11 protein-coding genes are annotated in these 13,294 nt (G+C 53.4%); 4 read left to right on the plus strand and 7 right to left on the minus strand.

Annotated features, from left to right (window positions below):
- Window positions 1-9: 9 nt before the first annotated feature.
- The 6 genes from RSA72_RS02110 to pdxR (RSA72_RS02135) form a co-directional block, all read right to left on the minus strand.
- Complete coding sequence (locus RSA72_RS02110) at window positions 10-1,197, minus strand: TIGR03364 family FAD-dependent oxidoreductase (RefSeq protein WP_332621256.1); 1,188 nt, start codon at window positions 1,195-1,197, stop codon at window positions 10-12.
- Window positions 1,198-1,268: 71 nt separating this feature from the next.
- Window positions 1,269-2,981 carry a putative 2-aminoethylphosphonate ABC transporter permease subunit gene (locus RSA72_RS02115; protein WP_332621243.1) on the minus strand — a complete coding sequence of 571 codons (1,713 nt, stop codon included), beginning with the start codon at window positions 2,979-2,981 and terminating at the stop codon, window positions 1,269-1,271.
- A complete protein-coding gene (locus tag RSA72_RS02120) occupies window positions 2,975-4,174 on the minus strand; it encodes an ABC transporter ATP-binding protein (RefSeq protein WP_332621245.1) in 1,200 nt (399 codons plus the stop codon). Before RSA72_RS02120 ends, RSA72_RS02115 begins: the two co-directional genes overlap by 7 nt.
- Before the next feature lie 44 nt (window positions 4,175-4,218).
- Window positions 4,219-5,262 carry a putative 2-aminoethylphosphonate ABC transporter substrate-binding protein gene (locus RSA72_RS02125; protein ID WP_332621247.1) on the minus strand — a complete coding sequence of 348 codons (1,044 nt, stop codon included), beginning with the start codon at window positions 5,260-5,262 and terminating at the stop codon, window positions 4,219-4,221.
- Window positions 5,263-5,354: 92 nt separating this feature from the next.
- Window positions 5,355-6,086, minus strand: a complete 732-nt coding sequence (locus RSA72_RS02130) for a UTRA domain-containing protein (RefSeq protein WP_332621249.1) — start codon at window positions 6,084-6,086, stop codon at window positions 5,355-5,357.
- A 164-nt stretch (window positions 6,087-6,250) separates the two neighbouring features.
- Window positions 6,251-7,738 (minus strand): MocR-like pyridoxine biosynthesis transcription factor PdxR, encoded by a 1,488-nt coding sequence (pdxR, locus tag RSA72_RS02135; RefSeq protein ID WP_332621257.1) that lies wholly within the window; start codon window positions 7,736-7,738, stop codon window positions 6,251-6,253.
- Window positions 7,739-7,901: 163 nt separating this feature from the next.
- On the opposite strand from pdxR (RSA72_RS02135), the gene RSA72_RS02140 reads away from it, so the two are divergent.
- Window positions 7,902-9,104 (plus strand): benzoate/H(+) symporter BenE family transporter, encoded by a 1,203-nt coding sequence (locus RSA72_RS02140; RefSeq protein ID WP_332621251.1) that lies wholly within the window; start codon window positions 7,902-7,904, stop codon window positions 9,102-9,104.
- 193 nt (window positions 9,105-9,297) lie between these two features.
- A complete protein-coding gene (locus tag RSA72_RS02145) occupies window positions 9,298-9,753 on the plus strand; it encodes a GNAT family N-acetyltransferase (protein ID WP_332621252.1) in 456 nt (151 codons plus the stop codon).
- 79 nt (window positions 9,754-9,832) lie between these two features.
- On the opposite strand, the gene pdxR (RSA72_RS02150) is transcribed toward RSA72_RS02145, so the two are convergent.
- The gene (pdxR, locus tag RSA72_RS02150; protein WP_443098266.1) at window positions 9,833-11,272 is read right to left on the minus strand and encodes a MocR-like pyridoxine biosynthesis transcription factor PdxR; all 1,440 of its coding nucleotides are present in this window, start codon (window positions 11,270-11,272) and stop codon (window positions 9,833-9,835) included.
- A 106-nt stretch (window positions 11,273-11,378) separates the two neighbouring features.
- Between pdxR (RSA72_RS02150) and RSA72_RS02155 the strand changes: the two genes are divergently transcribed.
- Together RSA72_RS02155 and RSA72_RS02160 are read left to right on the plus strand one after the other, a co-directional pair.
- Window positions 11,379-12,164, plus strand: a complete 786-nt coding sequence (locus RSA72_RS02155; protein ID WP_332621254.1) for an aldolase — start codon at window positions 11,379-11,381, stop codon at window positions 12,162-12,164.
- 2 nt (window positions 12,165-12,166) lie between these two features.
- Window positions 12,167-13,057 (plus strand): dihydrodipicolinate synthase family protein, encoded by an 891-nt coding sequence (locus RSA72_RS02160; RefSeq protein WP_332632679.1) that lies wholly within the window; start codon window positions 12,167-12,169, stop codon window positions 13,055-13,057.
- The last annotated feature ends 237 nt before the right edge of the window (window positions 13,058-13,294 follow it).

A 13,294-nucleotide genomic window follows, 5' to 3' on the forward strand; every position in this document is an offset into this window, starting at 1 on the left:
TAAACCAGATTACAGAATATAATTTTCCAGCACTTCCTTCATGAAGCCTGCGCCGGTGGTCATGCCCTTGCCGGCAATCGCGCTGATCAGGTAGATGTGCGGTTCCGCTTCGGTCACGCACGCCAATTCTGCGGGGTGCGCCAGGTAATAGCCGTTCCAGCGCGATTCAATTTCCGGCAGCGCCAAGCCAATGTTTTCTTTGCAGTAGCGCAGAATGAATTGGCTGATTTCTTCACGCTGGCTAAACTGCGGCGCGGCGTCAATTGCGCTGTATTCATGGCTGTCGCCCAGAATGATTTGCCCGGACTGATTCTGCTTCAGCAGAATATGAATGCCGTATTTTTTCACCAAGCCCTGCTGCGACTCATCAATGAGCGCCTGATGGCTGGGGCAGATTTCAAAAGCCGGATAGCGTGAAATTGACAGGCCGGAATAAATGGAGGCCTGCAGCTCATGCGCAAGCGGCCGGGTTAAGGCCATCTGCAGGCTGCAGCGCTGCAGCCCAAGCTGCTGCAGAATTTCCGGATAAAGAATCTGCGTCACTTCGCCGTGGCAAATCAGCACTTTCGCCGCCGCATGCTGCTGCCCTGAGGCCAGCTGAATTTCCGCCAGCCCGTCTTTTGAGCGTGCGCGGACAACACAGGCATTGCAGTGAATTTCCACACCCAGCTGCTGCGCATATTGCAGCAGGCGGCTGCCCGCGAGATGCGGCTCAACGGAATAATCTTCCTGAAAAAGCATGGCCCCGCGGATTTTGGTTTCCGGATTTAAATAGGCGTATTTTTCAAAAAGCTGCTGCCTATTGAGCAGTTCAACGGGAATGCGGTAATCCGGCGCGGCTTGGGCGAATTCATGCAGCACCTGCCACTCCAGCTCAGTATTGGCCAAATACAGGCCATTGCGCTGCTGAAATGAAATATCATGCTGCGCCTGAATGCGCTGATAGAATTTGCGCGTTTCCAGCGCGTATTCACGCCATTTTGCATCCGGGCGGCTCAGCGTCGATGTGCCGACCATGCCGAAATTTCGCCGTGTTGCGCCGGCTGGCGCTGCGTCTTTTTCAAAGAGCTGCACTTTCAAGCCCTGCTCAGCGGCTTGAATGGCTGCCGACAAGCCTAAAATGCCGGCTCCGACAATAATCAAGTCTGAATCTGCTGTATTCATAGCGTCATTCCGTGTTCTGTGAACTTTTTTCAGGATGAAAAATCCCTGGCCTTTTCAGGAAGGCGGTTAAAATTCATTTTAAAATTAAGGTTTAAGATAAATATTTAATGGCGATGCTCACGCCAGCGCTGGCTGGACTTCATCATTTTCCGGGTCAGCAGCCAGTGCAGCAGCTTGACCGCGCATGACGTGGCCAAAATCAAAATGCTCATGGCGACCGCCGCCACGGTATCACCGGCATCATCCATATTCAGCACGGCAACAGAGGCTAAGCTGGTATCCGGCGAATACAGGAAGATTGCGGCGGAAACCGTGGTCATGGCATTCACAAACAGATAGACCGAAACATCGCACAGCGCCGGGAAGGTCAGAGGCAAATAGACTTTGCAGAACATTTTCCAATTCGACGCGCCTAAGCTTTGCGCGGCCTGATCCAGCTGCGCGGGAATCTGCTTAATGGCATTGCTCAGGGTTAAATGCGGCACAGTGTAATAATGGATAACCGTTGAAATCACCAGCAAGGCCATGGTGCCGTACAGCGCCGAAACTGGATTTTCCGGCGCATTGAAAAACAGGATATAGGCAATGCCCAGCACCAGCCCCGGCACGGCCAAAGGCAGCAAAACCAGCATCTGCACATAGCTTTTCAGCGCCGGATGGCCTTTGAAGCGCTCTGTAAAAAGTGCAATCACAAAGATCAGAAGCGTGCCGGCCGCTGCGCTGAACAAAGCCAATTGAATTGAGTTGAAGTAGCTGGCCCAGCCGCCGCCATCCACATAATCAAAGCGGTAATGATTCAGGGTCAGCGACAAGTCATAAGGCCAGTAGCGGATGAATGACGCCAAAACTGCCGTCACCGCAATCAGCAGGATGGCGCCCGCAATTGCGCCGCAGAATAGCGTCAATGCCTTTTCCGCACGCGGGTTCGGCGGCATGCGGTAAGGCTGAATCTGGAAATTTTGATAGCGTTCCTGCCGGCGGCTTTGATAGCGGTCAAAGGCAAAGGCCATGACTGCAGGACACAGCAGCAGCATTGAAATCACGGCGCCCATGTTGACATTCTGCTGGCCGATAATCTGCTTATAGACGTCCAAAGCCATCATATTGAATGACCCGCCAATGACTTTTGGAATGCCGAAATCGGTCATCACATAGGTAAATGCCACCAGGCAGGCGCTGACCAGACCGTAGCGGATGGCCGGCAGCGTGACCGCCATATGGGTTTGCCAAGCGTTTTTGCCCAAACAGCGGGAAGCTTCAATCAGGCGCTGGTCAATATTGCGGAAAGACGCCATCATCAGCATGACCATGGCGGGAAACAGCCAGAAGCAATAGCTGATTAAAATGCCCAACGGCCCGTAAATTTCAACACCGCCCAGCAGGCCTTTCAGCACGCCTTGCTGGCCGAATAAATACACCAGCGCCAGCGAAGGCAAAATAGAAGGCGCCAGTATCGGCAGGAACGCAGCCGCTTTAAAGAACGCTTTGCCGCGGATATTGCTGCAGGTCAGGGCAAATGCATATACAGCCGCTGCTGCCACCGTCAGCAGCATGGCCGCCAGCGCGATCCAGACCGAGTTGAAAATGGATGACCTTAAGGCAGGATTGGAAAAATACGCAGCAAAGTTTTCCAGCCCGGCAAATTGCTGCTTTTCATCTAAAAATGCGCTTTGCAGCAGCATCAGCAAGGGCGCAATCAGGCTTAAGGTCAGCAGCACCGCTGCGGTGAATAAAACCAGACTTGAACGCAGCGAATAGCGCGGGCGCCGATACGCCCTGCTCTTCAGCAGCGCCTCAGCAGCAGATTGATTCAGCATTTTGCCCACCCTTGCAGATCAAAAATATGCAGCGCGCTGAGCGGCACCTGCAGCCACATTTCCTCCGCCAAATGCGGCAGCTGCTGATTTTCAATATCCACCTGCAGCCGGGCCTGCGCTGCGGGCGCCTGATCCTGCAGGTTCAGCGCGCAGAACAGCCGGCGCTTTGCGCCTAAAAACTCCATATTCAGAATCTGCACCGGCAGGTTCAGCTGGCCTGAAGCCAAATCCGCCTGCAGCGCCAGCTTAGCGTTTTCAGGACGGAAAGCGATTTCCAGCTGTTCACCCGCCTGCAGCTTCGGGGCGCCGCAGTCTAGGAGATACCGGCCGGCAATATTCAGGCAGCGTTCAGATACGGCGGCAGCCTGCATGAAGTTCATGCTGCCGATGAATTGCGCCACAAAGCGGGTTTGCGGCCTGTAATAAATATTGTGCGGCGTATCCAGCTGCTCAATCACGCCTTTATTCATCACCGCAACCCGGTCAGAAATGCTCAGCGCCTCTTCCTGATCATGCGTGACCATAATCGCCGGCAAGTTGAGCTGGCGCTGAATGGCGCGGATTTTCTGGCGCAGATTCAGGCGCACCAAAGCGTCCAGCGCAGATAAAGGCTCATCCAGCAGCAGGATGTCGGGCTTCGGCGCAAGCGCCCGGGCCAAGGCAACCCGCTGCTGCTGGCCGCCGGACAGCTGGTTCGGATATTTATCCGCAATCTGCGGCAGCTCAATCAGCTGCAGCAGTTCGGCAACCCGCGCCTGCATCTGCGCCGGCGTCCACTGCTTTTTATGCAGGCCGAATGCGATATTTTCAGCCGCCGTCAGGTTCGGAAATAAAGCATAGTTCTGAAAGACAAGGCCGCATTTGCGCTTGGCTGTACTGAAATTGGTGATATCAGCATCCTGCTTGATGATCCGGCCATAATCCGGCTGTTCCAGCCCTGCAATAATCCGCAGCAGCGTGGTTTTGCCGCAGCCGGACGGCCCTAAAAAGCTGACGAACTCGCCTGCTTTCAAATCTAAATTGATATGCTCCAGCACTTTGGTTTGCGCAAAGGACTTTTGAATATCCAGCGCTTCAAGCACTGTTTTCGGCGCTGCCGCCTGATAGGTTTTTAACGTCGAGAGCAAATGGCCGGCCGGCGTTTCTGCGCCCGGCCTTGCAAGGGTCTGGTTTAAATGGCTTGGAATCTGCATAAGGCGCCTAATTTCTTATTCAATTATTGGGAAATGCTTCGGAATTACTTTTCAAACTGCGCTGACCACTGCTTTAAAATCCGCTCACGCTGTTCGGCAGCCCAGTAAAAATCATTTTTAACCAGGCGCTGCTGCAGGTCTTTAGGAAAATCCGGATTGCTGCTCTGCACCTTTTGATGCGCCACCATGGAAAAATTTTGCGCATAGGCCTGATTGGCCGCTTGGCTGACTGTCCAATCTATGAATTTTTGCGCGCTGCTGAGCTTTTTTGTGCCTTTCAAAATGGCGGAGGCTTCCATTTCCCAGCCCAGCCCTTCTTTGGGATAAACAATTTCCAAAGGCGCGCCGCGCGACTTCAGCTTAAAGCCCGGATAGCCGAAAGAGATGCCAATCACGGTTTCCCCCTGAGCGGCCATCTTGCAGGGCTTAGAGCCGGAATGAACATATTGTGCAATATTCTTATCTAAAGCCTGCATGTAGGACCATGCCTGCTGGCGGCCAAAAATCTGCATCCATGCGGTGACATCCAGATAGCCTGTGCCGCTCGAAGCGGGGTTAGGCATGACAATCAGATTTTTATAGATGGGCTGGGCAAGGTCCTGCCAAGTCTGCGGCATGGGCAAGTTTTTCTTTTTCAGTTCAACGGTGTTGACGCATACGGCGGATTCCCAGGCCGTCATGCCGGTCCACGTGGGCTGGCCTTTCTGGCTGTAAAATTCCGGCTTGAGCTGATCGACATTTTTTGGCCGGTACGGCTGCAGCATGCCGGTTTTTTCCATAACCAGCAGGCTGGTTAAGGCCAGCCCCATCACTGCATCGGCTTGAGGGTTTTTCTGCTCCGCCAGCAGTTTTGCGGTAATCACGCCTGTAGAATCGCGCACCCATTTCACCCGAAGCTCAGGATGCGCCTTGCGCAGCTCCCACTGGTAGCGCTTAAGCTGATCGGCTTCTACCGCCGTATAAACGGTAATTTGCTCTGCATCTTTTGAAGCGGAATTTGTCGTGCATCCCGTCAAAATGCAGGCAGCCAGCGCGCCGGCCGCCAATATTCCCGCCGTTTTTTCATACCGCTTTAAATACTGACTCATATGCCATTCCTAATGAATGCAGCTTTTTGATAGTCAGTATTTCAGCAGAAGTTTATGACAGTTTAATTAATCTGGTTTAAACCAGATTGGAATTATTCATGCGCTTCAAAATGCAGATCCAGCACGTCATGCAGCCAGTACTCCTGATCAACATCGGTAATCATGCCGTTCTGGTCACGGTTGGTGCGGCAGATATACAGCCCCATGCTGCCGGCATTGACATGCAGCGCTTTGGCCTGCTGCTCAGAAAATGCCGTCGGGTACAGATTAATATGCGCCCGGGTCAGCTGGCGCCGGTACTGTTCCGCCATCAGCAGGGTAATTGAAGCTTCTAAATTCTGCTCCAAAAAATGCGGAAAAAGCCGGGCATTGACCCTGAGATGCTCAACCACGGCAGGCCGGCCATTAATGCTGCGCCGGCGCCAAACCGAATAGATCTCATCACCCAAATTAATATTCAAATGCGCCGCATCCCAGCTGGTGGCCTGCACCAGCTCAGCGGAAAGCAGTTCCGTGGCCGGCGCGCCGCCCTGCTCCTGCACATACTGATTAAAGCTTTTGGTTGACTGCGGGCGGTAGGTGATCCGCGGCGCGCGGACAAACCAGCCGCGGCGGTCTAAGCGGTAAATAAGGCCATCCATTTCCAGCGCCAGCAGCGCTTCCCTGACTGCGACCCGCGTCGTTGCAAACTGTTCCGACAGCGCGCGTTCTGAGGAGAGTTTTGCATTGCTGGCCAGCTGTCCTGACTCTATTTCATGGGCGATTGCATCACGGATTGCAATATATTTAGGAATGCGCTGGGAAGCGGCGGCCAAGTCGGACATATAACGGCAGTTTTGTGAAGAATTAACAGCACTATACTAAATTATGATTTCCAAGCGATGAAATTTAACAGAATTTCTAAAGCGTTTTAGGCAATTAAAGGGCCTGCGCTTTAGCGCGAAGGCCGCAACGGCCTTCGCCCTGTTTACCGATGAAATGCAGAGAATCAGTTTTCCTCGTTCATCTTGATGCGCTGCGCAAGCTTTGCAATATTCGACCTGATTTCATCCGGCGCATGGGCAGCGTAACCGAACAGCACCGCGGCTTTGGCAGGGGGGCTTTGGCAATAGCGGGACAAGGGCTGAACCGCCAGATCAGCTTCCACGCACTTTTCAATAAAGCGCTGCTCAGTCCATGCGCCTTTCAGCCAGCAGACAAGATGAATGCCGGAGTCTGTAGGCTGAACGGTTAATACCTCCGGAAGAAGCTGCTGCAGCGCCGCAATTAAAGCCTGCTGGCGTTCGTGGCAGGCTTTGCGGACTTTGCGCACATGCCGCGCATAGTGGCCTTCCCGAATGAACAAAGCCAGAGCTGCCTGTTCCAGATAAGCGCTGCGCGTGTCGGTATGATATTTGGCAAAACTGAACGTTTCGATTAAAGCTTCAGGCACAACCATGAATCCTAAGCGAAATTCCGGAAACATCATTTTGGAAAAAGTGCCGGAATAAATGACCCGCTGCTGCTGATCCAGCCCCTGCAGCGCCTGAATGGGGTGCGTGCCGTAGCGGAACTCACTGTTATAGTCATCTTCAAAAATCCACTTTTGCCGGCTTGCCGCCCAGTCCAGCAGCGCAAATCTGCGGCTCAGGCTCAGCGTGCCGCCTAAAGGAAACTGGTGAGACGGCGCAGTATAAATCAGCCTGCTTTCGGGATAGCGGCTGATCACCTCCGGGATTTTCATCCCCTCATCGTCGCTGCCGGCCGGATGAACCAGCAGACCGAAGCTGCGGAAAATGCTTAAGGCAGCGTCATAGCCCGGTTCATCCAGACAAACCTGATCCTGCGGCTGCAGCAATGCATAGGCAGCCAAGTGGATCGCCTGCTGCGTGCCATTCACAATCAGAATCTGCTGTTCATTGCAGTTCAGCCCCCGCGTGGAGCGCACATAGTCGCAAATGGCCTGACGCAAAGGCAGATAGCCGCGGCAGTCATGCAGCTGCCCTAATTGGCTGCGGGACTGGCGCCAGGCGCGCCCCAATAATTTCCCCCACAGCTGATGCGGAAATAAATCAACACAGCCGACGCCAACATGAAATATTTTTTTCCCCTGCCCTGACATATTCTGCCGCCGCCAGGCCGGCAGCAGGCTGGCGATGTGAGGGTTGATATTCAAGCGCTGAGGCTGGCTTTTTGAGGGCTGCCTTAAGTCCTGCTGAATATGAATCAATTGATCCGGAATGATGTCAGCCACATAGGTGCCGGAACTCGGCTTAGTCACCAGATAGCCCTCATCCAGCAGGCGCTCTACGGCAGCCAGTACGGAATTTCTGGAAATAGACATCATTTCCGCCAAGGCGCGGCTGGACGGCAGCTTGGTGCCGGAACTCAGGCGCCCATCCAGTACAGCATCGCGCAAAGCGCTGTATAAGCCGTCTTTAATCTGCCCTTCAGGCAAAATCAGATGCGGGAAATAAGCAGATGAGGGTGCAGCCATAATCAGAACTGGTACTGTCAAAAATATCAGAAGTGTATCTTATAAAAATACCACAGCAAAAACTACACTCAGTTGCTCCAGCGCAAATCATTGAGAAAAATCCAGTATCCAGCTCAAGCGCTGCGGGCCTCCATTCATAATAAAACCTCTCAGGGACGGGCTTATGCACTCTCCGCAGCATTCTTTGCGCCATTACTCATCTGACCTGATGCATCCGGTCATTGCCGGGCTGATCTCAGTCATTGTGAATTATGGCGGCACTTTCATTCTGATATTTCAGGCTGCCAAAGCCGCAGGGCTCAGCCCTGAACTCACCGCATCATGGGTTTGGTCTATTTCCATCGGCGTCGGCATCACCGGAATACTGTTAAGCTGGCTCAGCCGGGAACCCATAATTACCGCATGGTCTACCCCTGCAGCCGCTTTCCTGATCACAGCGCTGGCAGCGGTTCCCTATGCCGAAGCCATTGGCGCCTACCTGCTTTCCGCGCTGGCCTTTGTCATTTTAGGACTCACGGGATATTTTGAAAAACTGATCCGCCTCATTCCGCCCAGCATCGCTTCCGGTTTGCTGGCGGGCATTCTGCTGCAGTTCGGCATCGCCGCATTTTCCAGCATCAGCATCGATCCATTTTTAGTCATAGCGCTGTTCCTGATTTATCTGCTGGCGAAGCGGTTTTCCGCCAGATATGCCGTGGTCAGCGTGCTGGTTTTCGGCTTTATTTTTCTGCTGCTGCAGGCGCGGATTGATTTTTCCGGTTTTGCGCTGCAGCTGGCCAGCCCGGTTTTTACTGCGCCGGAATTTTCAGTCAATGCGCTGCTCAGCGTCGCCCTGCCGTTATTTTTAATCACCTTGACAGGCCAGTATATGCCTGGCCTGCTGGTGCTGCGCAATGACGGCTATCAAACCAGTCTCAAACCCATTCTTGCCCTGACAGGCCTGGGCTCCTTTGTCATGGCGCCATTCGGCTCGCATGCATTTAATCTGGCGGCTATTACCGCAGCCATCTGCACAGGCCCGGAATCGCATCCTGACCCGTCAAAGCGCTGGATTGCAGGGATTGCTGCCGGAATTTTCTACATTCTGGTCGGCATATTCGGCGTGACGCTGGCGGCCTTATTTGCAGCTTTCCCCGCCGCATTCATCAGCACGCTGGCCGGCCTCGCGCTGCTTGGAAGCATTGCCGGAAGCCTCGCAAATGCCATGAGCGACAGCGCTGCCCGTGAAGCATCGCTGATTACCTTTCTTGCTACCGCAGCCGATATCTCCCTGCTCGGAATTGGCGGCGCCTTTTGGGGACTGATTTTCGGCTTAATTTCCTATGCCATTTTAAATGGCAAATTCAGAACAAATACCTCCCGGTGATCAAGGCCGCTGTTTGGGCCTGATCAGCGGTTCCTTGCAGGGCCTCAGCATTCCTTTTACAGAATGCTGAGGCTGCGCATAGATAAAACTGGTACTGTCAAAAATATCAAAAGTGTGCCTTATCAAGATACCGCAATAGCAACTACACTCATTTCTCCCATTTCCTCATCCCCCCGCATAACGGAGAAGATCAGTGCAAAATTCAGCAATTCAAATTGCCCCGCCAGCGCAGCAGGACTACCCGCAGTGGGCAGAATATTGGCGTGCTTATCAGGACTTTTACAAAGTGGCGCTGTCCAGCGCGGTCACGCAAAGCACATGGCAGCGCTTTTCTGATGACGCAGAGCCGGTGTATTGCGCCGTCGCCAAACAGGACGGGCAGCTTTTAGGCTTTGTGCATTATGTGATTCACCGCTCCACATGGGCCGAGCAGAACTTCTGCTATCTGGAAGACTTATATGTTTCGCCTGAAGCCCGCGGCCAGCAGATCGGCAGGCGCCTGATTGAATACGTGCAGCAGCAGGCGCTCCATCAGCACTGCGCGCGCTTATACTGGCACACGCAGGAAAGCAACCGCACGGCGCAAAGGCTGTATGACTGGATTGCGGAAAAGCCGGGGGTGATTGAATACCGCATGCCTTTAAACTGATGCAGCCAGAACCGGGAGCATTCTGCTTCCGGTTTTTTTATCTCAGGCAGGACAGCTGATCTGCGCCGGCTTCTGCCGTTCAGGACTCATCAGGCAGCAGCGCCTGACGCAGCCTTTGCACCGTCCGGCTGATTTCCGCTTCAGTCAGGGCGGCGAAGCCAAAGCGGATATAAAAGCTGCCGGCTGCCGAATCAGGCGCCGAACCGAAATCATATTCTGAGTCAATCTGCAGCTGCCTTAAAGCTTCGGCATGCTGCGGCTGGTAAGGGAAATTGAATTTAACCCATAAAGCCATGCCGCCGGCAGGGGCAGCAATTTCCGCCCGGCAGTCAAAAATCTGCTGAAACGCCATGAGCGCATAATCCCTGCGCTGCTGGTAAATCTTGCGCATTTTGCGGATATGGCGCTTAACTTCGCCCTGCTGCATCAGTTCAGCCATCGCCAGTTCCGTAATGGCATTGCCCTGCTTATCAATCAGCAGAATATCCTGCTTCATCGCCTGAATAATCTGCAGGCCGGCCACGACATAGCCTATCCTTAAGCTTGGCGCAAATACTTTGGACAGCGAGCCGATATGAATGACTTTATCCGCTGCCGGCAGGCTGATCAGCGGCGGAATTGGCCGGCTGTCATAATGGAATTCATGGTCATAATCATCTTCAATAATATAAAAATCAAAAGCTTTGGAGAGTTCCAGCAGCTTCAGCCTGCGCTCCATCGGCATCGTAACAGTGGTTGGATACTGATGATGCGGCGTGGTGTACACGGCAGCGACCGCATGCGCGGACAAAATTTCAGTCAGGTGCTCCGTATCCAAGCCATGCCGGTCTAAGCGCACCCGGATAACCTGATAATGATTGGACAGGAAGGTTTCCACCGCCGGCGGGTAAGCCCATTGCTCCACAACAATGATATTGCGCTGCGGCTGGTGCCGGGCAAGAACGCGGGCCGCCAGAAAAATCCCCATCTGGCTGCCGCGGACCACGCAGATATTCTCCGCAGAAGTCTGAATAAAGCGCTCCATCGACAGCATATGCAGCAAGGCCTGGCGAAGCTCCGAACTGCCTTGCGGATCGCCATAGCCCATAATTTGATGGCGCGTGACCTGAATCAGCGCATGCCGGTATGCGCGGGAAAACAGCTCATACGGAATCAGCCGGCTGTCAGGAACCCCGTCATTTTTCATCTGCGCCTGGGCTGATGCTGCGGGCGCATCCTGCCGCGGCTGAACAGAAGCGGCAGGCTGAATATTCAAGTCCGGCAAATATTCAGACACAAAAGTGCCCTGCCGCGCCTTTGAAACCAGCCAGCCCTGCGCTTCCAAATCTTCATACACCGACTGCACGGTTTTGCGGTTAATGCCAAGTTCATCCGCCAGCGTCCGTGAACCCGGCAAGCGTGCGCCCGGAGTCAGCCTGCCGGATAGAATCTCCTGAATCACCTGATTGGCCAGCTTTAAGAAAAGCGTTTTCTCATCCCGGCCGGCCAAATGCAGGCGGATTTTCCAAGGCTGGCGCATAAGCTTCTGGCCCATATAAGTTTTAAAAACTGGATATTTTAATTAATCCACAGAATTCTTATTCTGCACTGGCCCTGACGGCAAATCAACTGAATAAGAGGCTTTTATGGAAACAGCATTGCTTGATAAGCAGCAATTGATGCAAAGCGCGCAGCAGAACATGCAGCAGCTTTTTCAAGATTCAATTTATACCGACCGGCAGAAGCTGGCGCTCAGCTGCCGCATTTTATTTGATCATGGGCATGATGCCGGGCTGGCAGGGCAAATTACCTGCCGCACCGCGCAAGGCAATGCTTTTATCACCCAGCGCTTCGGTTTGGGCTTTGATGAAATTACCGCGCAGAACCTGCTGGAAGTGGATGAAGACCTTAAGCCCTTAAATGGCCAAGGCATGGCGAATCCGGCCAACCGTTTCCATACCTGGATTTACAAGCAGCACCCGGAAGTGAACTGCATCATCCATACCCATCCCACGCATGTTGCGGCTTTATCCATGCTGCGCGTGCCCTTGGCGATTGCGCAAATGGATACCTGCGCTTTATATGAAGACTGCTCTTTCGTGGCCGACTGGCCGGGCGTTCCCGTGGGCAACGAGGAAGGCATTTTCATTTCAGAAGCGCTGGGAAAAAACCGCGCGGTTTTACTGTCGCATCATGGCCAGCTGGTGGCCGGCAAAACAATTGAAGAGGCCTGCAATTTAGCCATTTTAATTGAACGCGCCGCCCGCCTGCAGCTGCTGGCGATGGCAGCCGGGCAAATTCAGCCCATTCCGCATGAACTGGCCAAAGAAGCGCATGACTGGGTCTCTGCAGACAAGCGCAATCAAGTCAATTTCGCCTATTACGCGCGCAAGGCTTTAAAAAACCATTCCGACTGCATAGAGGAGCAATGAAAATGAAATTAGCAGGCATTATTGCTTACCCGGTCACGCCATTTAAGCCGGACACTCAAGAGGTGGATTTTGACGCGCTTGCAATCACATTGAATGCTTTGCTGGAGCATCAGTGTGACGCGATTGCGCCGCTCGGCAGTGCAGGAGAAAGCGCTTATTTGTCCTGGCAGGAATGGCAGCAGGTCGCGCAGAAAAGCATTGAAACGGTCAATCACCGTGTGCCGGTCATCCTGGGCATCTCTGAACTGACCACAGCGATGGCGGTGCAGAAAGCGCAAAAAGCTGAGGAGCTTGGCGCAGACATTATTATGGTCATGCCGGTGTCCTACTGGAAACTGAATGATCAGGAAATCTATGACTATTATCAGCAGGTCGCTGCGGCCAGCAAGCTTCCGGTCATGGTCTATAACAACCCGGCAACCAGCGGCATGGATATGGCGCCGGAGCTGATTGTGAAAATGTATCGGGAAATTGAAAATATCTGCATGGTCAAAGACAGCACTGGCGATATTCAGCGCATGCACAAATTTCATGAATTAACTCAGGGGCAATTGCCATTTTACAACGGCTGCAACCCGCTGGCGCTTGAGGCATTTTGCGCCGGCGCCAGCGGCTGGTGCACGGCAGCGCCGAATCTGCTTGGCGAACTGCCCGGCCAGCTGTATCAGGCCGTCAAGCAAGGCGATTTAAGCCATGCCCAGGCGCTGTTTTACCGGCAGTTGCCTTTGCTGCGCTTCATTGTGCAGGGCGGCCTGCCGAAAACCGTGAAAGCCGGGTTAAATGAATTAGGCTTCTGCGCCGGCGAGCCTAGAAAGCCATTGCAGAAAGCCAGCGCAGCAGAAGTTCAGCAGCTGAAGGCCTTAATGCAATCCGCAAGGACAGCCTCAGCTTAAAAGCACCGGATGCTCTGCATAGGCGCGGCATTGTGCCCCGCTTATGCAGCTGTCCAAATGATGAAGGGAGATGAGCAGCAGGCGCCAAATTCTGCTCAATTTATGCGCACCTGCGCCGCGGATGGCTGCCCCGAATCGGCTGGCATTTATTTCCGCAGCATGATGCCGGCCTTATAAATCATAATTTCCACTGAAATATAAACTTTTAATATTAATAAAAAATCTTCATTTAATTAT

Source organism: Acinetobacter sp. (genome assembly GCF_036659555.1).
In the GTDB taxonomy this organism is placed as follows: domain Bacteria; phylum Pseudomonadota; class Gammaproteobacteria; order Pseudomonadales; family Moraxellaceae; genus Acinetobacter.